Raw genomic sequence first — 19,036 nt, 5'->3', positions numbered from 1 at the left:
GTGGAGAGTGCCGGCGAAGGGCCCGCCTGCCAGGCGATGTAATCGGTTGGCGGCGAGCTTTTCGCCCGGGCTCGGGCGCGCTAACCTGCCTGCGATCTGGGAGGAGACGGCCATGCCGGGAGCGATGAAATTCTACTACAATCCGCAAAGCCGCGCGGCCATCGTGCGGTGGATGCTGGAGGAGGTGGGCGCGGATTACGAGACCGTGCGGGTCGATTTCGAGGCGGGCGACAACCGCAAGTCCGAGTTCCTCAAGCTGAACCCGATGGGCAAGATCCCGATGCTGGTGCTGGAGGACGGCACCGTCCTGACGGAGTGCCCCGCCATCATCGCGTGGCTGGCCGATGCCTATCCGCAGGCGGGCCTTGCGCCCGAACCCGGTTCGCCCGAGCGCGGAGCCTATTATCGCTGGCTGTTCTTCGGCGGCTCCTGCTTCGAGCCCTCGATGACCGAGGCGATGATGCGCAAGGACCAGCCGCCGCTGCCGCGCTCCATGGTCGGGTGGGGCACCTATGAGGACGTGGTGCGTACGCTCGACACGGCCCTGTGCGAGCGGCGCTATCTCGTCTGCGAGCGTTTCACCGCCGCCGACCTTTATCTGGGCGCGCAGCTCGGCTGGGCCATGTCGTTCGGCGCGCCGAAGCTGAAGGAGACGGCCTCGATCCGCGATTATGTGGCCCGGCTTCAGGAACGCCCGGCCTACCGGCGCTCCATGCCGGGCTAGCGGCGCGCATCCACCATCCGCACCTCGTCCGCCGGAGGGCCGGGCGGCTGGAGGCGGAATGTCAGCAGCACCGGCAGGTGGTCGGACCCCGTGGCGGCGAGCCGGCGGATGCCGGCGGGGGCGATCTCGGGCGAGGCGAGGAGGTTGTTGAGGGGAAGGCCGATCCAGCGCCCCCATTCCATCGGCAGCGCCTCCGTGAGCCATGTCGGCCCGACGCCCGGCAGCACGCGCGCGCCGGTCGTTTCGGCATAGGCCGCCAGCAGCGCGCTCCACGGGGCGGCGTTGAAGTCGCCGGCCGCCAGAAGCGGGGCGGGCAGGGACGCCAGCGTCTCGCGCAGCCGGCCGAACCGGCTCCACTGGCCGGCGGGCCACGGCCAGAGCTGGTGGTGGGAAATAACGGTGACGCCGACGCCGTTGAAGTCGATCCGCGCCATGGCCAGCGAGTTCTCGCTGTCGCACAGGGTGGGCGCGTCCTCCACGAAGGGCCGGCGGGAGTAGATGGCGGAATCGCCGGAAAACCCGTCCGCATCCTCGCAGTGCAACTGGTGCGGATAGGCGGCATCCAGCGGCGCCAGGCGCGCGCGCCATTGCGGCGTGATCTCCTGCACCGTGATCACGTCCGGCTGCGCCTCGCCGATCCGTTGCAGCGCGGCGGCCATGTCGGTCGAGCGGTAGAGAAGGTTCATCTGGAGCAGGGAGTAGACCGGCCCGTTGCCCGGCGCCTGCGACGCCGGCAGCAGCCAGGGGAGGCTGAAGGCCAATGCCAGCGCCGCGCCCAGCCCGCCGGCCGCGGCGCTCTTGCGCCTGCGCAGGGCGAGAAGCGCGAGGGCCAGGACGAGCAGCGCCACGCCCAGATGCGCCCGGAAGTGGACAAGGCTGTCCAGCGGGGCGGCCCACGGCCCGGCGAAGCCCGCCACCACCATGGCGACGAGCGCGAGCGTTCCGGCGCAGAGCAGCCTCGCGCGCATGGCGGGCCTACTGGAAAGCGGTTTCGAAGAAGGAGCGCAGCTTGCGCGAGTGCAGCCTCTCCTCGGGCATCTCGGCGAGCTTGCGCATGGCCAGCATCCCGATCTCGAGGTGCTGCGACACCTGCCGCTTGTAGAATTCGGTCGCCATGCCCGGTAGCTTCAGCTCCCCGTGCAGCGGCTTGTCGGACACGCACAGCAGCGTGCCGTAGGGCACGCGGAAGCGGTAGCCGTTGGCCGCGATGGTGGCCGATTCCATGTCGAGCGCGATGGCGCGCGACTTCGACAGCCGCTCCACCGGCTCGCGCTGGTCGCGAAGCTCCCAGTTGCGGTTGTCGATGGTGGCGACGGTGCCGGTGCGCATGATGCGCTTGAGATCGTAGCCCGACAGGCCGGTGACATCCGCCACGGCCTGTTCCAGCGCCACCTGCACCTCGGCCAGGGGCGGAATGGGCACCCATACGGGCAGGTCCGCGTCCAGCACATGGTCCTCGCGCACATAGGCGTGGGCCAGCACGTAATCGCCCAGCGCCTGCGTGTTGCGCAGGCCGGCGCAGTGGCCGAGCATCAGCCAGGCGTGGGGGCGCAGCACGGCGATGTGGTCGGTGATCGTCTTGGCGTTGGAGGGGCCGACGCCGATATTGACCATGGTGATGCCGCTACGGTCGGGCCGCGTCAGGTGGTAGGCGGGCATCTGCGGCATTCGCGGGGGCGCAAGGCCCGCTTCCGGGCCGCTGCCGCCCGCGCGCGTCAGGAGGTTGCCCGGCTCCACGAAGGTCTCGTAGCCGTGGCCGCCCTCGGCCATCAGCGCCCGCGCCATGGCGCAGAACTCGTCCATGTAGAACTGGTAGTTGGTGAACAGGACGAAGTTCTGGAAATGCTGTGGGCTGGTGGCCGTGTAGTGCGCCAGCCGGTGCAGGGAATAGTCCACCCGCTGCGCCGTGAAGGGCGCGAGCGGCAGGGGCTCGCCGAGGCTCGGCTCGTAATTGCCGTTGACGATCCGGTCGTCGGTGGCCGTCAGGTCCGGCACGTCGAAAATGTCGCGCAGCGGCCGGTCGAGCCTTTCGGCCAGCGCCCCGTCCACATGCGAGCCTTCCGGGAAAGCGAAATGCAACGGGATGGGCGTCCCGGACAGTTCCACCGTCACCGGCTGGCCGTGATTGCGGATGAGGTGCGAGAGCTGGTGCGTGAGATAGGTATCGAACAGGTCCGGCCGGGTGATGGTGGTGGCGTATTCGCCCGGGCCGGGCACGAAGCCGTAGGAGAGGCGCGAATCGATGCGGGCGTGGCCGCGCGTGGCGAGCGAGATCTGCGGGTAGAAGGCGCGGAACCGCGCGTCGGACGCGCCGGAGCGCAGCACTGTCTCGAAGCGGGAGATCAGGAATTCGGTGGAGCCCCGATAGAGGCGCTCCAGCTCGGCGACGGCGGCCTGCGCGTCCTCGAAGGTCCGCGCGGTTCCAAGGTCCGGCGTCTCGAAGGGGGGCAGGCTGTGGGGCGAGGCGGTGTGTGTGACCATGGCCTTCCTTAGCGGCCCCGCCGCGCGCCGGGAAGACGCTGCCGCGCCCTCAGCCGCGCGAGGGCGGGCACACGGCGCCCTGGTCATAGCAGCCGGCGACGTTGCGGGGGGCGAAGTCGTCGGCGGAGCGGCTTTCGTGCCTGGCCAGCGTTCCGAACCCGATGGCGAACAGCGCAAGCAGGATCGTCACCGAAGCGAGCCTCAATATCATCGGGGAACTCCTCGTTTCGTCACGGGCATTCTTGGCGGCCGGGCCTGAACCCGGGCTGGTCGTGGCGTTCATCGAGCCTTCATTTGCGTTGACGAAGGGTTAACGGACCGTGTCCACCAGGCCAACCCCCGACCGGTGTTGTTGAGGGCGCGCGAGGTGCTAGATGATGGCACGAGCCCGGATCATCGGGGCTGCGAGGACACAGATGACGATACAATCCAAGCCCATCGAACTCCATTACTGGCCGACGCCGAACGGCTGGAAAATCAGCATCATGCTGGAAGAACTTGGTGTGCCGTATGAGGTGCGCACGGTGAATATCGGCGCCGGCGAACAATTTCGCCCCGAATTCCTGGCCATCGCGCCGAACAACCGAATGCCGGCCATCGTCGATCCCGAGGGGCCGGGCGGGGAACCGATCTCGGTCTTCGAATCGGGCGCCATCCTGCAATATCTCGGCCGCAAGTTCGGGCAGTTCTATCCCACCGAGGAGCGCGCCCGCGTGGCGACGGAGGAGTGGCTGTTCTGGCAGATGGGGGGCCTTGGGCCGATGGCGGGCCAGGCGCACCATTTCCGCCAGTATGCGCCCGAGAAGGTGGAATACGGCATCAACCGCTACACCAACGAGGTGAACCGCCTCTATGGCGTGATGAACCGCCGGCTGGAAGGGCGCGATTACCTGGCGGGGGAATACTCGATCGCCGACATGGCCTGCTATGGCTGGATCGTGCCGTACGAGAACCAGGGGCAGAATCTCGACGACTTCCCCAATCTCAAGCGCTGGTTCCAGACGATGGGCGCCCGGCCCGCCGTGCAGCGCGGCGTGAAGGTGGGCGAGGAACACCGCCGCAATCTGTCCGGCGACAAGCAGGCGCAGGCCGTGCTGTTCAACCAGAAGGCCCGCTGAGGGGCGGGCCCTTCGCGGACTCTGGGGCCGTCCGTCGCGGCGGCTCCGGCGGTCCTGCGTGGATTCCGGGTCAGGCCTGGGGTGTCTATCGGTAAGATCGGCCCTCGGCCGTTCAGGGCGCGGCTCCAACCCAGCTTCGGCGAGCCGCCCGCCGCCTCAGCGCGTCCAGGTCTGCGAGCGGCAGAAGATTTTCGCCACGCAGCCGGTCAGCGTCAGGACGTTGCCCTCCACGGTGGCGTGGCCTTCATAGGTCTTGCCGCTTTCGGGGTCCCGCACCGTGCCTTCGTAGCGCCCGTTCGCCGGGCGCATGGCGCCGACCGAGCCGCCGGCGAAGCTTCCGCTGTCGATGGTGGAGCAGAAGCCCTCCGCGCACTGCGCGTAGGTGACGGTCTCGCCATTGCCGACCTGCCATGTTCCCTCGATGGACTGCGCGAGGGCGGGGCCGGCCGCAAGGGCGAGGCAGAGGGCGAGACAGGCGCGGCGCATGGGCGGTCCTTCCAGTCGAAAACGGCCGGCGGGGCGGCCCGCCGACCGGCGATGCCCCATCTCAGCCGCGGGTCAGCTCCTGCGAGCGGCAGATCAGTCCGCCGAGAACACAGCCGGAGACCGAGAGCGAGTTGCCCGACAATGTGCCCTTGCCGGAGAACTCGCGCCCGCCGCGCGTGTAGTCGGTGACTGTGCCCTCATAGCGGCCGTTTCCGGTCGCTTTCATGCGGCCGAAGGTCTGGCCGGCATTGGGGCCGTTCACATAGGTGAGGCAGAACTCGGCGCCGCAGGCGGCGATGGTGGCGTTGTTGCCAGACGGCATCCGCCATGTGCCCTCGATCGGGTCGGCCCTCGCCGCGCCCGTCGAGGCGGCAAGGGCCAGAAGCGTCGCGGCCAATAGAGATCTCATGTCGATCCTCCCGTTATCGACAGGCGCGACGCCATATGGCGGCTCCCCGCGCCTGCCTTCCCTTAACGTAAGCTGCGCCGCAGCGTTCGCCAAGCGGATTTCCCAGGAGAGGGCCGGTGCTCAGTCCTCCAGCAGGATCGTGCCTTCGATCTCGATTCCGAAGCCGGTAAGGCCGACATAGGCGCGCTCATGGGTGGCCATGACGGCGATGGAGCGCACGCCCAGGTCGCGCAGGATCTGCGCGCCGACCCCCACCTCGCGCCAGCGCTGCTGGCGGATGCGGGCGCTGGCATGGCGCTCCCCGTCCTGCGGCGTGTCCGCGTTCTCGCCGGGCGTGTCGATCTGGTCGATGTCGGGCGTGCGCAGCAGCATGAGGATGCCGTTTCCCTCGGCCTTCATCCTCTCCACCGCCAGCTCGACCCAGGAGCGCTGGTCTCGCGCGCGCGCGAACAGGTCTTGCAGCGGCTGCTCGCGATGGATGCGGGTGGGCACCTTCGAGGCGTATTTCACTTCGCCGAACACCACCACGACATGCTGCATGGGGTCGAAGGGCGTCTCGTAGATGCGCACCTGGCCGCGCAGGCCGGCCACGACGATCTCCTCCTCGCGCACGCAGTTCACGAAGCTCTCGCGCCGGATGCGGTAGGAGATGAGGTCCTCGATGGAGACGATCTTCAGCCCGTGCTCGCGGGCGAAGGGAACGAGCTGGGGCAGGCGCTTGACGGTGCCGTCGTCATTGACGACCTCGGCCAGCACGCCGACGGGCCCCAGCCCCGCGAGGCGGGCGAGGTCCGTGCCCGCCTCCGTGTGGCCGGAGCGGGTGAGGACGCCGCCCTCGCGCGAGATGAGGGGGAACATGTGGCCGGGCCTCAGGAAGTCGCCGGCCCCCGCATTGTCGTTGGCCAGCGCGCGCGCGGTGTTGGCGCGCTCCTCGGAGGAGATGCCCGTCGTCATGCCGACGCGGTAGTCCACCGAGACGGTGAAGGCCGTGCGCATCGGGTCCAGATTGTTGGCGACCATGGGCGGCAGGTTCAGCGCCTGCGCCCGCTCGCCCGTCATCGGCACGCAGAGGATGCCGCTGGTGTGGCGGATCATGAAGGCGATCGTCTCGGGCGTCGCCTTGGAGGCGGCCATGATGAGGTCGCCCTCGTTCTCGCGGTCGGTGTCGTCCACCACCACCACCAGCTCGCCGGCGGCTATGGCCTCAATCGCGTCTTCGATCCTGTCGAGTTCCATGCCCCGTCCTTCCCCATGCGTGGCGCCGTCGTAAGCGCTCGCGCCCGCGCGATCAACATGGACAGGCCGTCACCCCCGGCCGCGATAGGGCGGAACGCCCTGGTCGGGCAGGAAGGCGCCCTCGGGCGGCGCGCCGGTCTGCCAGAACACGTCGATGGGAATGCCGCCGCGCGGATACCAGTAGCCGCCGATGCGCAGCCAGAGCGGGCGTGTCGCTTCCACGACGCGCCGGCCGACCATCACCGTGCAGTCCTCGTGGAAGGCGCCGTGGTTGCGGAAGCTCGTCAGGAACAGCTTCAGCGACTTCGATTCCACCAGCCGCTCGTCCGGCGCGTAGTCGATGACGAGATGGGCGAAGTCCGGCTGCCCGGTGACGGGGCAGAGCGAGGTGAATTCCGGGCAGGTGAAGCGCACGATGGCCGGCGGGCCTTCGCGCCGCGCGTAAGGAACGGTCTCCAGCACCGCTTCCTCGGGCGAGGCGGCGGGGCGGGCATCGGCGCCCAACTGGCTCAATGTCTCGGTCATGGCAAAGCCTCGTCTTGCGTCCGTCTTTCCCGCCGCCTACCTCTTGGCGCGTTGGAAGTCCAAGAGGAAAAAGTCCCGATGTCCGGAAGCGTAACGAGATTTCTCGGCGGATCGCCGCTTTCGGTGCTTATCAAGCTGGCGCTCCTCTCGCTGGCGGTCGGGCTCGTGCTCTCCTGGCTGAATCTCCATCCGCTGGACCTGGTGGAATGGGTGGTGGATCTCTTCCGCGACGCATGGGTGCTGGTCTTCGGCTCTCTGGGGCGCGCGGCGGAGTATTTCCTGCTCGGCGCGGTCATCGTCGTGCCGATCTTCCTGATCTCGCGGCTGGTGAAGAGCGGCCGGCGTTGATTGCGGGCGCCCGCCGGATGTAGCCTGGCTCCATCCGAGGCGAGGAGCCCGCAATGTCCATGATGGTCTTCGGCGCGGTGATTTTCGCCGCGCTTCTCCACGCGACATGGAACGCGCTCCTGAAGAGCGGCGCGGACAAGTTCGCATCCATGGCGGCGCTCACGCTCGGCGCCGTCCCCCTCGCGGCGCTGTCGCTGGCCCTTGCGGGCCTGCCGGCGCGGGAGGCCTGGCCGCTGGTGCTCGCCTCCGCCCTCATCCATGCGGCCTACTTCCTCTGCCTCGTGGCGGCCTATCGGGCGGCGGATTTCACGCAGGCCTACCCCATCGCGCGCGGCATCGCCCCCGTCCTCACCGCGCTGGCCGGCGCGGCCTTCCTCGGCGAGGTGCTGAGCGCGATGCAGTCGCTCGCGGTGCTGGTGATCGGAACCGGCGTGACCAGCCTCGTCTTCGCGGAGCGTGGGGAGAAGCGCATGGTCGGGGCGGGGCTCTTCTGGGCGCTGGCCACCGGCGTGCTGATCGCCACCTATTCGCTGGTGGACGGCGCGGGCGCGCGCCTTGCCGGCAACAGCTTCTCCTTCTACGCGGCGGCGGCGCTGGTGAAGGTGCCGGTCATGTGCCTCTACCTGCGCGTGGCGCGTCCCGGCGCGCTAGCGGGCGCGTTCACGCGGGCACGGCCGGTGCTGCTTCTCGGCGCGCCGATCTCCTTCGTCGCCTATTCGCTGGTGACGTGGGACTTCACGCAGGCGCCCATCGCCACCGTCTCGGCGCTGCGCGAGGTCTCCATCGTCTTCGCCGTCCTCATCGGCACCTTCATCCTGAAGGAGCGGATGAACCTGCGGCGCATCGCCTCCACCTTCGTCACGCTCATGGGCGCGATGATGATCCGCTTCGCCCGATGAACTCGGTTGCCACGCGGTGGAGGATGGTGTGGCGGCGCGACAGCGCCTCTATGTCGCGCGAATAGCCGCCGCCGATGACGCAGGCCACGGGCAGGCCGCGTTCGCGGAAGAAGCCGATGACGCGCCTGTCCCGCTCGGCCAGCCCCTCGTCCGAGAGGCAGAGGCGCCCGAGGCGGTCGTCGCGGTGCGGATCGACGCCCGCATTGTAGAAGACGATGCCGGGCGAGGCCTGCCGCCATGCCTCGTCCAGAAGGTCGGGCAGGATGTCGAGATAGGCCGCGTCGCCCGTGCCGTCCGGCAGCGCCACGTCCAGGTCCGAGCGCGCCTTGGTCATCGGGTAGTTCTTCTCCCCGTGGATGGAGAGGGTGAAGACGTTGCGCTCGCCCTCGAAGATGCGGGCCGTGCCGTCGCCCTGATGCACGTCGCAGTCGAAGACCAGCACGCGCCCCACCGCGTTCTCGGCCAGCAGCACCCTTGCCGCCACCGCCACGTCGTTGAAGACGGAGAAGCCCGCGCCGCCGCCGCGCGCGGCATGGTGGCTGCCGCCCGCCGTGTTGCAGGCAAGGCCGCCGGCCAGCGCCAGCCGCGCGGCCAGAACGGTGCCGCCGGTGGCGCAGCGCGAGCGCATGGCCACCTTGTCGTCCACCGCGAAGCCGATGGCCTTCTCCATCTCGCGCGGGACGCTCTGCGCCAGAACGGCGTGCACATAGGCGGGGTCGTGGGCCAGCGCCAGCCAGTCGGCCGGGCAGGGCTCGGGCACATGCCAGCCGCCGGGCGCCACGACGCCGTCCTCCACCAGGATCTGCGCCAGCCGCGTGAACTTCGACATCGGAAAGCGATGCGCCGCGTCGAATTGCGCGTCGAAGGCGGGATGATGGACGACGGGGAGCGACACTCAGGCCGCGTCGAGAAAGCCCGGCGGCGGGCCGGCCTTCAGGATATCCTCCACCCGCGTGTCGCGCAGGGAGCGGATGTCCGGCGCGCCGAGCTTGTCGAGATGCCGGCTCATGCCCTCCAATATGCGGATCGGCAGGTCCGGCCCGCCATAGACCATGGCGGTGTAGAACTGCACCAGATCGGCCCCCGCCTCGATCTTGGCGATGGCGGTGGCCGCGTCCTCCACGCCGCCCACGCCGATCAGCGGCAGGTTCGGCCCCACCGCCTTGCGGAAGGCGGCCAGCACGTAGGTGGAGCGCTCCATCAAAGGCCGGCCGGAAAGGCCGCCGGCCTCCGAGGCGTGCTTGCGGCCGCCCACGCCCCGGCGCGAGACGGTGGTGTTGGAAACGATGAGGCCGTCGATCCCGTGCTTCATCGCCGCGTCGGCGATATGGCCGATATCGGCCGGCGTCAGGTCTGGCGCCACCTTCACGAAGACGGGGCAGGGCCGGGCGGCGGCGATGGCCGCCGCGCCCTCGCGCGCGGCGATGACGGCCTCGAACAGCTTGTCCAGCTCGGCCCCCTCCTGCAATTTGCGCAGGCCCGGCGTGTTGGGGGAGGAGATGTTGACGGTGAGGTAGGTGGCCATGCACTCGAAGCGGTGAATGCCGGTCACGTAATCGGCGATCCGGTCGGGCGCATCCTTGTTCGCCCCCACATTGATGCCGACCAGCCCTGCCTTGCGGCGGCGCTTCTCCAACCGCGAGGCCGCGTCCGCGTGGCCCTCGTTGTTGAAGCCGAAGCGGTTGATGACGGCGCGTGCCTCGGGAATGCGGAAGAGGCGAGGGCGCGGGTTGCCCTTCTGCGGCAGCGGCGTGAGGGTGCCCACCTCCACGAAGCCGAAGCCCAGCCGCAAGGCGGCGTCGGGCACCTCGGCGTTCTTGTCGAACCCGGCGGCAAGGCCCAGCGGGTTGGGGAAGGCGATGCCGGCCACCTGCACGCGCAGGCGCGGGTCGATGGGAATGTTGCGGCGCGGCACCAGCCCGTGCTTGAGCGCCCGGATGGTCAGCCCGTGCGCCCGCTCGGCATCCATGCGGAAGAAGAGGGAACGGGCCAGATCCCAGCTACGGCTCATCGGATGTCCTGCGAGAAGAGATGCGTCCCGTCCTCGCCGAGCGGCAGCTCGTGCACGGCGGCGACGTCAGAGAGGTCGAGCGGGGCGTAGAGATGGGGAAAGAGCGCGCCCCCGCGCGACACTTCCCACTTGAGCGCATCGCCCAGACTTTCGGTCGGAACGCAAACGACGAGCAGGTCGGTCTGCCCGGCGAAATGCCGCGCCGCCGTCTCGCGCACCTGCGCGGCGGTGGAGAAATGGATGTAGCCGTCGGCGTGGTCCACCGGCGCGCCCTCGAAACGGCCCCTGGCCTGCGCCTCTTCCCAAAGCGCGCGCGGAACGATCTTGTAGACGAGACTGCTCAAGCCGCACGGTCCTCGCCCAGCGCGTCCATCAGGAAGCGCGTCGCTTCCGCGTTGGCCGATCGGCTGGCCGGCGCGTCGAAGAACTGGAAGACATGGCACCCGCCGGTCCAGACCGAGAGCGTCGCCGCGTTGCCCGCGCTCAGCCAGCGCGTGGCCATGAACAGCGTGTCGTCCAGCAACGGGTCGCGCGTGCCGACCGTGAAAAGCGCCGGCGGCAGGCCCTTCAGATCCGCGAAGAGCGGCGAGACCTTCGGGTCGTGAAGCCCGTAGCTTTCCGGCACGAAGCGCAGCACCAGCTCCTTCAAATCCTCGGTGTTGAGGACGAGGCGCTCCTCGCCCCAGTTGCGCGCGCTGGGGGTGAGGGAGAGATCGTAGCAGCCGGCAATGAGATTGGCCGCCCTGAAAGGGGCCAGCCCATGGCCGTCGCGCAGGCGAACGAGCGTGAGGACGGCCAGGTGCGCGCCGGCCGATTCGCCACCGATGAGCAGGCCCTCGGCGGGCACGCCCTCGATCCGGCCGCCCGCGAGCGCGAGCGCGGCGTCCTCGCAATCCTCGGGCGCCGCCGGGAAGGGGTGCTCGGGCGCCAGCCGGTAGCCCACGGAAACGACCGCAAGGCGTGCCTCCTCGCACAGGGCGCGCAGGCGTTCGTCGTTTTCCACCGGCTCGCCGAACACCCAGCCGCCGCCGTGAAAATGCAGGTAGGTGCCGCGCGCCGTGCCGCTCTGCGGCGTCAGGATGCGCAGGGGAATGGCGTGGCCGCCGCGCCCCTGCACGGACGCCTCGCGTGCCGCCGGGTCGGCCCTCGGCGCGGCAAACACGCCCGCGCCCTCGCGCCTTGCCTTGCGCACGCTCTCCAGCGGCAGCGACCAGAGGCTGGGGCGGGACTTGTGAAAGGCGGCGATCGATTCGTTGAGCTCGGCAAGGCCCGGCCCGGGAAAGCCCTCGTCGAAGGTTTGCCGGTTGATGATGATCGAATGGCCCGCCATCGTGTTCCTCTCGCGCCGCAACGGCTTCTATCTAAACGGTGGAGGCCTTCCGTCAAAGCGGTTAGAGGTGCGCCATGACACGACCGGACTTTCATTTCATCGCGCGCCTGACATTGCGCACCGCCGGGCGGGGCATGAGCGACTTCACCGGCGAGCTGCGCCGAATGCTGCGCGAGCACGGGGCGGGCGACGGGCTGGTGACGCTGTTCCTACGCCACACCTCGGCGTCGCTGACGATTCAGGAGAATGCCGACCCGGACGTGCGCGCCGACCTTCTGGATGCGCTGGACCGGCTGGCGCCGCAGGATGGACCTTATCGCCATACGGTGGAGGGGCCGGACGACATGCCCGCCCATATCAAGACCGTCCTGTCGGGGGTGAGCCTCGCGATCCCCGTGGAGGCGGGCGAGCCGCTGCTGGGAACCTGGCAGGGGGTCTACCTCGTGGAGCACCGCGCGCGCCCGCACCGGCGCGAGATCGTCGCCCATTTCATCGGCAGCGGACCGAAGCCCTAGCTTAGCCGGCCACCGATTGCTTTTCCGCCGGGTTGAGTCATCCTTCCGCCGTCCAGACTCACCGTCTGGTTGTCGCCATCAGCGAGGGCACGATGCTCAAGGAATTCCGGGAATTCGCCCTGAAGGGCAATATGGTCGATCTGGCGATCGGCATCATCATCGGCGCGGCGTTTTCCGGCCTCGTCAACTCCATCGTGTCCGACCTCATCATGCCGGTCGTGGGCCTTGCCACGGGCGGCGTGGACTTCTCCAACCAGTTCATCCCGCTTTCCTCAGAGGTGACGGCGACCGGTCTGGCGCAGGCGCGCGAGCAGGGCGCGGTGCTGGCCTACGGCAACTTCCTAACCCTCACGATCAACTTCGTCATCGTCGCCTTCGTGCTGTTCATGGTGGTGAAGGGCATGAATCGGCTGAAGCGCAAGGAGGAGGCCAAGCCCGCCGAGGTGGCCGCCGTGCCGCGCGAGCAGGAGCTTCTGCAGGAGATTCGCGATCTTCTGGCCGCGAACGCGCCGGGCCGCTCGCCGGATGCGCCGGATGCGGGCGTCGGACGGGTGCCGGGCGCCGGCTTCTAGGCCCGGCCGAAATCCCTCGCGTCTTTCGCCGCCCCCTCTTGACGGCGGGGAGGCGAAAGACGCACTCGCATCACCAGCGAGACGCGCGGGGGTCCGACGCGTCTTGCCCGGATGCGAGAGACCGCCATGAGCCTTCTGCCGAAACTTCACCCGCGCGCGCTCGCGGCTCCCGAGAGCGGCATCGTCGCCGTCATCAACTACGCGCGGGGGCATGAGGGGCTGATTCCGCTCTGGGCGGGCGAGGGCGACCTGCCGACGCCCGACTTCATCGGCCGCGCTGCGGCCAGGAGCCTGGCCGAGGGAGAGACCTTCTACACCTGGCAGCGCGGCATCCCCGAGTTGCGCCGGGCGCTGGCCGGCTACACCGCCCGCCTCTACGGCACCGCGCCCGACCCGGAGCGCTTCTTCGTCACCGGCTCGGGGATGCACGCCATCCAGCTTGCGATGACGGCGCTGGCGGGCCCGGGCGAGGAGGCGATCTTCACCGGCCCGCTCTGGCCGAACTTCTCGGCCGCCGCCGCCCTGGCCGGCGCGCAGCCGGTGGAGGTGCTTCTGGAAAGCCGCGATGGCGGGTGGCATCTCGACCCCGCGCGGCTGGAGGCGGCGGTGACGCCGAGGACGAAGGCGATCTTCGTCAACACGCCCAACAACCCCACCGGATGGACGGCGGACCACGCGACGCTGCGCGCCATGCTCGACATCGCCCGCCGCCACGGCCTCACCATCGTCGCGGACGAGATCTATTCGCGCTTCTTCTACGAGGGCGGGCGCGCGCCGTCCTTCCACGACGTGATGGAGGAGGGCGATGCGGTGGTGTTCGTCAACTCCTTCTCCAAGAACTGGGCCATGACCGGCTGGCGGATGGGCTGGATCGAGGCGCCGGCCGAGATGGGCGCGGTGATCGAGAACCTCGTGCAATATTCCAATTCCGGCGTGCCGGCCTTCCTGCAGAAAGGGGCCGTCGCGGCTCTGGAGGAGGGCGAGGACTTCGTGGCCTCGCAAATCGAGCGGGCGCACAAGGCGCGCGACCTGTTCTGCGACGCGCTGCTCGCCACCAACCGGGTGGAAATGGCCAAGCCGGCAGGCGCCTTCTACGCCTTCTTCGCCGTGGACGGGATGCAGGACACGCGCGCGGCCGCCTTCCGCATCGCCGACGAGGCGGGGGTCGGCCTTGCGCCCGGCACCGCCTTCGGCTCAGGCTGCGGCCGGTTCCTGCGCGCGTGCTTCCACCGGCGTCTCGACGAGGTGGAGGAGGCCGGCGCGCGCCTTGCGGGGTGGATCGGGCGGCAGGCTTGAAGTCTTTCGCCACGCTCGCGATATCGGCGGCCGGCGGGGCGGCGGCCTACGCGCTCGGCCTGCCGGTGGCATGGCTTCTCGGCGGCCTCGTGGCCGTGGTCCTGGCCATCCTTGCCGGATTGCCGGCCCGCGTGCCCGACAGGGTGAGGGACGTGGCCTTCTTCTTCCTCGGCATCCAGGCCGGCTCCGGGGTCACGCCCGAGGTGCTGGACCAGCTCGTCCTGTGGCCGCTCTCCTTCCTTGTGCAGATGGCGGGTGTGGCGGCCGTGGTGGCGGCCACCTTCCTGTTCCTGCGCCACGCCTTCGGCTGGGACCGGCAGACGGCGCTCTTCGCCTCCATTCCCGGCGCGCTCTCCTTCGTGGTGGCGGCGGCGAGCCAGACGCGCGCGGACATGACCCGCGTGGTCATCGTGCAATCGGTGCGCCTGCTCCTGCTGATCGGGTTTCTGGTGCCCGTCCTCGCCATGCTGGAGGGCGGCGAGGGTGTGGGCGGCGGCCACGCCGCGCCGCCCGGCCCGATCGCATGGGATCAATATGCGATCCTTTTCGGGGGGAGCTTGCTGGGCGCCTGGCTCGGCATCAAATCGCGCCTGCCCGGCGGGTTGATCCTCGGCTCGCTTCTGGCCAGCGCCATATTGCACGGAACGCAGATCGCGCCCGTTCCCCTGCCGCCCTTCCTCGCCGTCGCCTCGCTCATCGTGGTGGGCGCGCTGATCGGCGCGCGGCTGCGGCCGGGCGACCGGGGGATGCTGGTCCAGCTCGCGCCGGCCTCGCTGGGCGCCTTCGCCATCGGCCTTGCCGTCTCCGCGCTGGCCGCCGGGGTGGCGGTGGTCGCGCTCGGGCTGGAGCCGGGAAAGGTGGCACTGGCCTATGCGCCCGGCGCGCTGGAGGCGCTGACGGTGCTGGCCTACCAGTTCCAGCTCGACCCCGCCTATGTGGCGGCCCACCATGTGGTGCGTTTCGTGATTCTGGCGCTGCTGGTGCCGATATTCGCGCGCCGTATCGCGCGCCGCAGCGAGAAGGCGGCGCAGGAGATCGCGGCGCGCGATACGAGCGAGCCGCTCTGAAGGCCGACACCGCAAACGAAAAACCCCGCTTCAGGAGAAGCGGGGTCCGTTCAGTGCTTGCGGGGTGGGGCGGGTGTCAGCCGCCGGCCTTGGAGACGACCAGCGGAACCACGTTCTCGGCCTCTTCCTGCGCGTTCGGCATGTCGCCGGCGAAGGGAATGCCCAGCGCGGTCCACACTTCCACCAGCGCGTCGCGCAGCTCGTCGATCAGCGCGTCGTCGTGCAGGGGCGTGGGCGTGATGCGCAGGCGCTCCGTGCCGCGCGGCACGGTGGGGTAGTTGATCGGCTGGATGTAGATGCCATGCTCGGTCAGGAGGCGGTCGCTGGCGCGCTTGCACAGGTCCGGGTCGCCGACGAGCATGGGCACGATATGCGTCTGCGATTCCATCACGGGCAGGCCGGCGGCGGCGAAGACCTGCTTGGTGCGCGCGGCCTGGCGCTGCTGCGCCTCGCGCTCGGCCGAAGAGGCCTTCAGATGGCGGATGGAGGCCGTGGCGGCGGCTGCCAGGGCCGGCGGCAGGGCGGTGGTGAAGATGAAGCCCGGCGCGTAGGAGCGCACGGCGTCGATGATGGCCTTCGGCCCGGTGATGTAGCCGCCCAGAACGCCGAAGGCCTTAGCCAGCGTCCCCTCGATCACGTCGATACGGTGGGAGACGTCGTCGCGCTCGCAGATGCCGCCGCCGCGCGCGCCGTACATGCCCACCGCATGGACCTCGTCGATATAGGTCATGGCGTTGTAGGCGTCCGCGAGGTCGGCGATCGCCTCGATCGGCGCGATGTCCCCGTCCATGGAATAGACGCTTTCGAAGACGATGAGCTTGGGCTTGTCGCCCGCCGCCTTCAGGAGCTGCTCGAGATGGGCGAGATCGTTGTGCCGGAAAATCTGCTTGCGGGCGCCGGACTTCTTCACGCCCTCGATCATCGAGGCGTGGTTCAGCTCGTCCGACAGGATCACGCAGTCCGGCAGGAGGCGCGCGATGGTGGAGATCGACGCCTCGTTGGAGACGAAGCCGGAGGTGAAGACGAGGGCCGCTTCCTTGCCGTGCAGGTCGGCGAGCTCGCGCTCCAGCTCGACCAGCGGATGGTTGGTGCCCGAAATGTTGCGCGTGCCCCCGGCGCCCGAGCCCATCGAAAGCGCGGTGGAGGTCATGGCGTTCAGCACGCTCTCATGCTGGCCCATGCCCAGATAGTCGTTGGAGCACCAGACGGTGATCTCGCGCGCCGCGCCCGCCTCGCGCCACAGAGCCTTCGGAAAACGGCCCACGATCCGCTCCAGGTCCGCGAAAACCCGGTAGCGCTTCTCTGCGTGGAGAGCTTCGATGGCGGTCTCGAAGTGGCTCCGGTAGTCGATCATGGCGGTCTCCTTCGTGAGAAGGGTTCTAAAGTCGCTCAACGGCGAAGTCCATACGGCGAAGGGGTTTGCGGTGCGACATTGCGGCTCATCCGGGACATTCCGTAGCTAGCCCGCGTCGTCCTCGCCCTGCGGCGCGGGCGGCTCGTCGCGCGCGCCCTCGGCGGGCGCGGGGCGCGCCCGGGCCTGCGCCTTGCGGCGGCGCAGGTTCTCGCGCAGCCGCTCGGCGAGGCGCTCCTCGCGCTTGCGTTTGGCGATCTCGGCGGCGGTTTCCTTCGTCATCGTGCGGCCAGTGCCTCGCGGGTGGGCAGGGGGGGTCTCCAGCCAAGGCGCAGGCGGATGCGCGAGCAGTCCACCACGAAGGACTGCGACAGGCGGTCGGCCAGGTCGCCGCGCCCGCCGGCGCGCAGGCTGCCGGCCAGGAATTTCTGCGGAAAGGGAAACAGCCCCGGGCGGCGGCTCTGGCCCCCGCGCATCATTTCCACCAGCTCGGCGACGGTGGGGGGCTCCTCGTCCGCGAGCAGGAAGGTCTCGTCGCCGGCGGCCGGGTGCCCGCGCACCAGGAGCAGCGCGTCCACGAGATTGTCGACCGAAAGCACGCTGCGGCGCGAGTGAAGGTTGGCGAAGGGAAGGGGCAAATGGCTGGCCGCCAGCCGCGCCAGCGCCGCGATGCCCCCGCGCGCGCCGGCGCCGAAGACCGGCGCCGGGCGCAGGATGGTGAAGCGGGTGGCGGTGCCGGCGAGCTCGGCCCGCACCATCTCCTCCGCGCGCAGCTTGGAGCGCGCATAGGCGTCTGCGGGGGCGGGTTCGTCCTCCTCCACCACGGGGCGCTCGCTATGGGCGCCGTGAATCTTGGCGCTGGAAAGGAACAGGAAGCGCGAGACGCCGCGCGCGGCCGAAAGGCGCGCCAGCGCGGCGGTGCCTTCGGCATTGGCGCGCATGAGCGTGGCCTCGCTCACGCTCATGCGAGTGCGCCGGTCGGGGTTGCGCGCCGCCAGATGGATCACCGCCTCGATGCCCTCCGGCCATTCGGCCGTCTTGTCGATGGCGGCAAGGTCTGCCGGCGCCGGCACGGGCACCGCCCCCGGCCGCTTCTCGCTGGCCCCTTCGCGCGCCAGCACGAACACCTCGTCTCCCTCATCCAGGAGGCGGGGAACCAGGTAGCGGCCGATGAAGCCCGAGGAGCCGGTGACGAGAACGCGCATGGATTTAGAACAGAACGAAAAACCTTAACGGCTTCCTTGCCCTGTCGCAGCGTTTGCGGCAATCGCTCGTTTGGATGAAACGGTGTGCTTTGCGCCACACGAGAACGGCCGATTCAACGGTCCGGGAGAGAAGATGCCCATCATCGAGCCTATCGGATTTGCCGCCGACCTCGCGGCGTGGACGGCACGGCACGGCCCGGTGACGGTAGGCCTTGCCGGCGCCGGGCAGATGGGCACCGACATCGTGGTGCAGGCGGCGCTGATGACAGGCATCCGCATCGGTGCCATCGGCGCGAGCCGCCCCGCGCGCCCGCTGGAGGCCATCGCCATGGCCGGCCACGGCGAGGGCCACGGGCGCATCGCCTCGAACGCGGCGGGGATCGACGCGGCCATCGAGGCGGGGCGCATCGCCGTCACCGACGATCTCGACGCGCTGTGCGCGGCGGGGCGAATCGACGTCGTGATCGATGCGACGGGCAGCCCGGAGATCGGCGCGCGCCTGGCGCTCCAGTCCATCCGCAACGGCAAGCATATCGTGATGCTGAACGTGGAGGCCGACATCACGGTGGGCCGGCACCTGAGCGCGGAGGCGAAGAAGGCCGGCGTCGTCTACACCGGCTCGGCGGGGGACGAGCCCGCCGCCACGCTGGAGCTGATCTCGTTCGCGCAGTCGCTCGGCATGGAGATCGTCGCCGCCGGCAAGGGCAAGAACAACCCGCTGGACTTCGCCGCCGTGCCCGAGAGCTACGAGGAGGAGGCGCGCGCGCGCAACATGAACGCCCGCATCCTCGTGGAGTTCATCGACGGTTCCAAGACCATGGTGGAGATGACCGCCATCGCCAACTGCACCGGCCTGGTGCCCGACGTGCCCGGCATGCACGGGCCGGAGGCGACGCGGGAGAATCTGGCGCAGGTGCTGTGCGCGGCCGAGGACGGCGGCGTCCTTTCCGCGCCGGGGCGGGTGGACTACACGGTGGGAAAGGGCGTGGCGCCGGGCGTGTTCTGCGTGGTGAAGCCGCGCCATCCGCGCGCCATAGAGCGCATGGCGGACTTGAAGGTGGGGCCCGGCCCCTGCTTCTCGCTCATCCGGCCCTTCCACCTCACCAGCCTTGAGACCCCGCTTTCGGCCGCGCGGGCCGTGATGTACGGGCGCGCCGACATGGAGCCGCTGGAGCGGCCGGTGGCCGAGTGCGGGGCGCGCGCCAAGCGCGACCTTGCGCCCGGCGAGGTGCTGGGCCGCATCGGCATGTCCGATTATCGCGGCTTCGCGATGACGTGGGCGGATGGCCGCGCCCGGCGCGCCCTGCCTCTGGGCCTGGCGGAAAAGGCGAGGGTGGTGAAGCCCGTCTCAAGCGGCGAGCTTCTCACGCACGACAATTGCGAGGCGGACGCTTCGCTCACCGTCACCAGCCTGCGCCGCGCGCTCGACGAGGCCGATACGCGCTTTCTTTGAGGTTTGGAGC

At 69.6% G+C, this 19,036-nt stretch carries 23 protein-coding genes; 9 read left to right on the top strand and 14 right to left on the bottom strand.

The annotated features are described in order from the left end of the window. The first annotated feature begins 112 nt into the window (after positions 1 to 112). Positions 113 to 724, top strand: a complete 612-nt coding sequence (locus J7654_RS15595; protein WP_209736785.1) for a glutathione S-transferase family protein — start codon at positions 113 to 115, stop codon at positions 722 to 724. Here J7654_RS15595 and J7654_RS15590 read toward each other — a convergent pair. The 3 genes from J7654_RS15590 to J7654_RS15580 are packed head-to-tail and all read right to left on the bottom strand — an operon-like array spanning position 721 to position 3,416. After that, positions 721 to 1,692 carry an endonuclease/exonuclease/phosphatase family protein gene (locus tag J7654_RS15590; RefSeq protein ID WP_209736784.1) on the bottom strand — a complete coding sequence of 324 codons (972 nt, stop codon included), beginning with the start codon at positions 1,690 to 1,692 and terminating at the stop codon, positions 721 to 723. The two genes, J7654_RS15595 and J7654_RS15590, sit on opposite strands and share 4 nt — an antisense overlap. A 7-nt stretch (positions 1,693 to 1,699) precedes the next feature. Then, the gene (locus J7654_RS15585; RefSeq protein ID WP_209736783.1) at positions 1,700 to 3,205 is read right to left on the bottom strand and encodes an AMP nucleosidase; all 1,506 of its coding nucleotides are present in this window, start codon (positions 3,203 to 3,205) and stop codon (positions 1,700 to 1,702) included. Between the two features lie 49 nt (positions 3,206 to 3,254). Beyond that, on the bottom strand, positions 3,255 to 3,416 hold the full coding sequence (locus tag J7654_RS15580; RefSeq protein WP_209736782.1) for a hypothetical protein: 162 nt from the start codon (positions 3,414 to 3,416) through the stop codon (positions 3,255 to 3,257). Between the two features lie 205 nt (positions 3,417 to 3,621). On the opposite strand from J7654_RS15580, the gene J7654_RS15575 reads away from it, so the two are divergent. Next, positions 3,622 to 4,323: a glutathione S-transferase family protein gene (locus tag J7654_RS15575; protein WP_209736781.1), complete on the top strand. Its 702-nt coding sequence runs from the start codon at positions 3,622 to 3,624 to the stop codon at positions 4,321 to 4,323. Positions 4,324 to 4,479: 156 nt separating this feature from the next. On the opposite strand, the gene J7654_RS15570 is transcribed toward J7654_RS15575, so the two are convergent. From J7654_RS15570 to queF, 4 genes are all read right to left on the bottom strand, one after another. Continuing rightward, a complete protein-coding gene (locus J7654_RS15570) occupies positions 4,480 to 4,809 on the bottom strand; it encodes a DUF2147 domain-containing protein (protein WP_209736780.1) in 330 nt (109 codons plus the stop codon). Between the two features lie 61 nt (positions 4,810 to 4,870). Next, positions 4,871 to 5,218 carry a DUF2147 domain-containing protein gene (locus J7654_RS15565; protein WP_209736779.1) on the bottom strand — a complete coding sequence of 116 codons (348 nt, stop codon included), beginning with the start codon at positions 5,216 to 5,218 and terminating at the stop codon, positions 4,871 to 4,873. 120 nt (positions 5,219 to 5,338) lie between these two features. Then, entirely contained in the window at positions 5,339 to 6,454 is a 1,116-nt protein-coding gene (gene ribB, locus J7654_RS15560; protein WP_209736778.1) for a 3,4-dihydroxy-2-butanone-4-phosphate synthase, read from the bottom strand. Between the two features lie 69 nt (positions 6,455 to 6,523). After that, positions 6,524 to 6,979 (bottom strand): preQ(1) synthase, encoded by a 456-nt coding sequence (gene queF / locus J7654_RS15555; RefSeq protein ID WP_209736777.1) that lies wholly within the window; start codon positions 6,977 to 6,979, stop codon positions 6,524 to 6,526. Between the two features lie 78 nt (positions 6,980 to 7,057). On the opposite strand from queF, the gene J7654_RS15550 reads away from it, so the two are divergent. Together J7654_RS15550 and J7654_RS15545 are read left to right on the top strand one after the other, a co-directional pair. Continuing rightward, positions 7,058 to 7,327, top strand: coding sequence for a DUF6460 domain-containing protein (locus tag J7654_RS15550; RefSeq protein WP_209736776.1), 270 nt, complete (start codon positions 7,058 to 7,060; stop codon positions 7,325 to 7,327). 53 nt (positions 7,328 to 7,380) lie between these two features. Next, positions 7,381 to 8,226 carry an EamA family transporter gene (locus J7654_RS15545; protein ID WP_209736775.1) on the top strand — a complete coding sequence of 282 codons (846 nt, stop codon included), beginning with the start codon at positions 7,381 to 7,383 and terminating at the stop codon, positions 8,224 to 8,226. On the opposite strand, the gene J7654_RS15540 is transcribed toward J7654_RS15545, so the two are convergent. Genes J7654_RS15540 through J7654_RS15525 form a run of 4 tightly spaced genes read right to left on the bottom strand, consistent with a single transcriptional unit; the run spans position 8,192 to position 11,549 of the window. Next, the gene (locus tag J7654_RS15540; protein ID WP_209736774.1) at positions 8,192 to 9,121 is read right to left on the bottom strand and encodes a histone deacetylase family protein; all 930 of its coding nucleotides are present in this window, start codon (positions 9,119 to 9,121) and stop codon (positions 8,192 to 8,194) included. The two genes, J7654_RS15545 and J7654_RS15540, sit on opposite strands and share 35 nt — an antisense overlap. Then, a complete protein-coding gene (locus J7654_RS15535; RefSeq protein ID WP_209736773.1) occupies positions 9,122 to 10,237 on the bottom strand; it encodes a quinone-dependent dihydroorotate dehydrogenase in 1,116 nt (371 codons plus the stop codon). Continuing rightward, positions 10,234 to 10,581: a DUF952 domain-containing protein gene (locus J7654_RS15530; protein WP_209736772.1), complete on the bottom strand. Its 348-nt coding sequence runs from the start codon at positions 10,579 to 10,581 to the stop codon at positions 10,234 to 10,236. The genes J7654_RS15535 and J7654_RS15530 overlap by 4 nt, the downstream gene beginning before the upstream one ends. Then, complete coding sequence (locus J7654_RS15525; protein ID WP_377946377.1) at positions 10,578 to 11,549, bottom strand: alpha/beta hydrolase; 972 nt, start codon at positions 11,547 to 11,549, stop codon at positions 10,578 to 10,580. The genes J7654_RS15530 and J7654_RS15525 overlap by 4 nt, the downstream gene beginning before the upstream one ends. A 92-nt stretch (positions 11,550 to 11,641) precedes the next feature. Here J7654_RS15525 and J7654_RS15520 point away from each other — a divergent pair, with 92 nt between their 5' ends. From J7654_RS15520 to J7654_RS15505, 4 genes are all read left to right on the top strand, one after another. Beyond that, on the top strand, positions 11,642 to 12,082 hold the full coding sequence (locus J7654_RS15520) for a secondary thiamine-phosphate synthase enzyme YjbQ (protein ID WP_209736770.1): 441 nt from the start codon (positions 11,642 to 11,644) through the stop codon (positions 12,080 to 12,082). A 92-nt stretch (positions 12,083 to 12,174) separates the two neighbouring features. After that, entirely contained in the window at positions 12,175 to 12,654 is a 480-nt protein-coding gene (mscL, locus tag J7654_RS15515; protein WP_209736769.1) for a large conductance mechanosensitive channel protein MscL, read from the top strand. Between the two features lie 126 nt (positions 12,655 to 12,780). Continuing rightward, on the top strand, positions 12,781 to 13,950 hold the full coding sequence (locus J7654_RS15510; protein ID WP_209736768.1) for a pyridoxal phosphate-dependent aminotransferase: 1,170 nt from the start codon (positions 12,781 to 12,783) through the stop codon (positions 13,948 to 13,950). Next, complete coding sequence (locus J7654_RS15505) at positions 13,947 to 15,017, top strand: AbrB family transcriptional regulator (protein ID WP_209736767.1); 1,071 nt, start codon at positions 13,947 to 13,949, stop codon at positions 15,015 to 15,017. Before J7654_RS15510 ends, J7654_RS15505 begins: the two co-directional genes overlap by 4 nt. 76 nt (positions 15,018 to 15,093) lie before the next feature. Here J7654_RS15505 and hemA read toward each other — a convergent pair whose 3' ends face one another. From hemA to J7654_RS15490, 3 genes are all read right to left on the bottom strand, one after another. After that, entirely contained in the window at positions 15,094 to 16,368 is a 1,275-nt protein-coding gene (hemA, locus tag J7654_RS15500; protein ID WP_209740606.1) for a 5-aminolevulinate synthase, read from the bottom strand. 108 nt (positions 16,369 to 16,476) lie between these two features. Further along, positions 16,477 to 16,650: a hypothetical protein gene (locus tag J7654_RS15495; RefSeq protein WP_209736766.1), complete on the bottom strand. Its 174-nt coding sequence runs from the start codon at positions 16,648 to 16,650 to the stop codon at positions 16,477 to 16,479. Then, complete coding sequence (locus J7654_RS15490) at positions 16,647 to 17,573, bottom strand: NAD-dependent epimerase/dehydratase family protein (protein ID WP_209736765.1); 927 nt, start codon at positions 17,571 to 17,573, stop codon at positions 16,647 to 16,649. Before J7654_RS15490 ends, J7654_RS15495 begins: the two co-directional genes overlap by 4 nt. A gap of 133 nt (positions 17,574 to 17,706) precedes the next feature. Between J7654_RS15490 and J7654_RS15485 the strand changes: the two genes are divergently transcribed. Next, the gene (locus J7654_RS15485; RefSeq protein ID WP_209736764.1) at positions 17,707 to 19,026 is read left to right on the top strand and encodes an NAD(P)H-dependent oxidoreductase; all 1,320 of its coding nucleotides are present in this window, start codon (positions 17,707 to 17,709) and stop codon (positions 19,024 to 19,026) included. Positions 19,027 to 19,036: the final 10 nt, after the last annotated feature.

Origin of the sequence: Aureimonas populi, assembly GCF_017815515.1 — a bacterium.
In the GTDB taxonomy this organism is placed as follows: Bacteria; Pseudomonadota; Alphaproteobacteria; order Rhizobiales; family Rhizobiaceae; genus Aureimonas; species Aureimonas populi.
This window is presented reverse-complemented; position numbering and strand designations above follow the sequence as displayed.

What these genes read in the sequence shown, in the direction of transcription:
- J7654_RS15595 (WP_209736785.1), top strand. Translation starts at nt 113, where the DNA reads ATGCCGGGAGCGATGAAATTCTACTACAATCCGCAAAGCCGCGCGGCC.
- J7654_RS15590 (WP_209736784.1), bottom strand. Translation starts at nt 1,692, where the DNA reads ATGCGCGCGAGGCTGCTCTGCGCCGGAACGCTCGCGCTCGTCGCCATG.
- J7654_RS15585 (WP_209736783.1), bottom strand. Translation starts at nt 3,205, where the DNA reads ATGGTCACACACACCGCCTCGCCCCACAGCCTGCCCCCCTTCGAGACG.
- J7654_RS15580 (WP_209736782.1), bottom strand. Translation starts at nt 3,416, where the DNA reads ATGATATTGAGGCTCGCTTCGGTGACGATCCTGCTTGCGCTGTTCGCC.
- J7654_RS15575 (WP_209736781.1), top strand. Translation starts at nt 3,622, where the DNA reads ATGACGATACAATCCAAGCCCATCGAACTCCATTACTGGCCGACGCCG.
- J7654_RS15570 (WP_209736780.1), bottom strand. Translation starts at nt 4,809, where the DNA reads ATGCGCCGCGCCTGTCTCGCCCTCTGCCTCGCCCTTGCGGCCGGCCCC.
- J7654_RS15565 (WP_209736779.1), bottom strand. Translation starts at nt 5,218, where the DNA reads ATGAGATCTCTATTGGCCGCGACGCTTCTGGCCCTTGCCGCCTCGACG.
- ribB (WP_209736778.1), bottom strand. Translation starts at nt 6,454, where the DNA reads ATGGAACTCGACAGGATCGAAGACGCGATTGAGGCCATAGCCGCCGGC.
- queF (WP_209736777.1), bottom strand. Translation starts at nt 6,979, where the DNA reads ATGACCGAGACATTGAGCCAGTTGGGCGCCGATGCCCGCCCCGCCGCC.
- J7654_RS15550 (WP_209736776.1), top strand. Translation starts at nt 7,058, where the DNA reads ATGTCCGGAAGCGTAACGAGATTTCTCGGCGGATCGCCGCTTTCGGTG.
- J7654_RS15545 (WP_209736775.1), top strand. Translation starts at nt 7,381, where the DNA reads ATGTCCATGATGGTCTTCGGCGCGGTGATTTTCGCCGCGCTTCTCCAC.
- J7654_RS15535 (WP_209736773.1), bottom strand. Translation starts at nt 10,237, where the DNA reads ATGAGCCGTAGCTGGGATCTGGCCCGTTCCCTCTTCTTCCGCATGGAT.
- J7654_RS15520 (WP_209736770.1), top strand. Translation starts at nt 11,642, where the DNA reads ATGACACGACCGGACTTTCATTTCATCGCGCGCCTGACATTGCGCACC.
- mscL (WP_209736769.1), top strand. Translation starts at nt 12,175, where the DNA reads ATGCTCAAGGAATTCCGGGAATTCGCCCTGAAGGGCAATATGGTCGAT.
- J7654_RS15510 (WP_209736768.1), top strand. Translation starts at nt 12,781, where the DNA reads ATGAGCCTTCTGCCGAAACTTCACCCGCGCGCGCTCGCGGCTCCCGAG.
- J7654_RS15495 (WP_209736766.1), bottom strand. Translation starts at nt 16,650, where the DNA reads ATGACGAAGGAAACCGCCGCCGAGATCGCCAAACGCAAGCGCGAGGAG.
- J7654_RS15490 (WP_209736765.1), bottom strand. Translation starts at nt 17,573, where the DNA reads ATGCGCGTTCTCGTCACCGGCTCCTCGGGCTTCATCGGCCGCTACCTG.
- J7654_RS15485 (WP_209736764.1), top strand. Translation starts at nt 17,707, where the DNA reads ATGCCCATCATCGAGCCTATCGGATTTGCCGCCGACCTCGCGGCGTGG.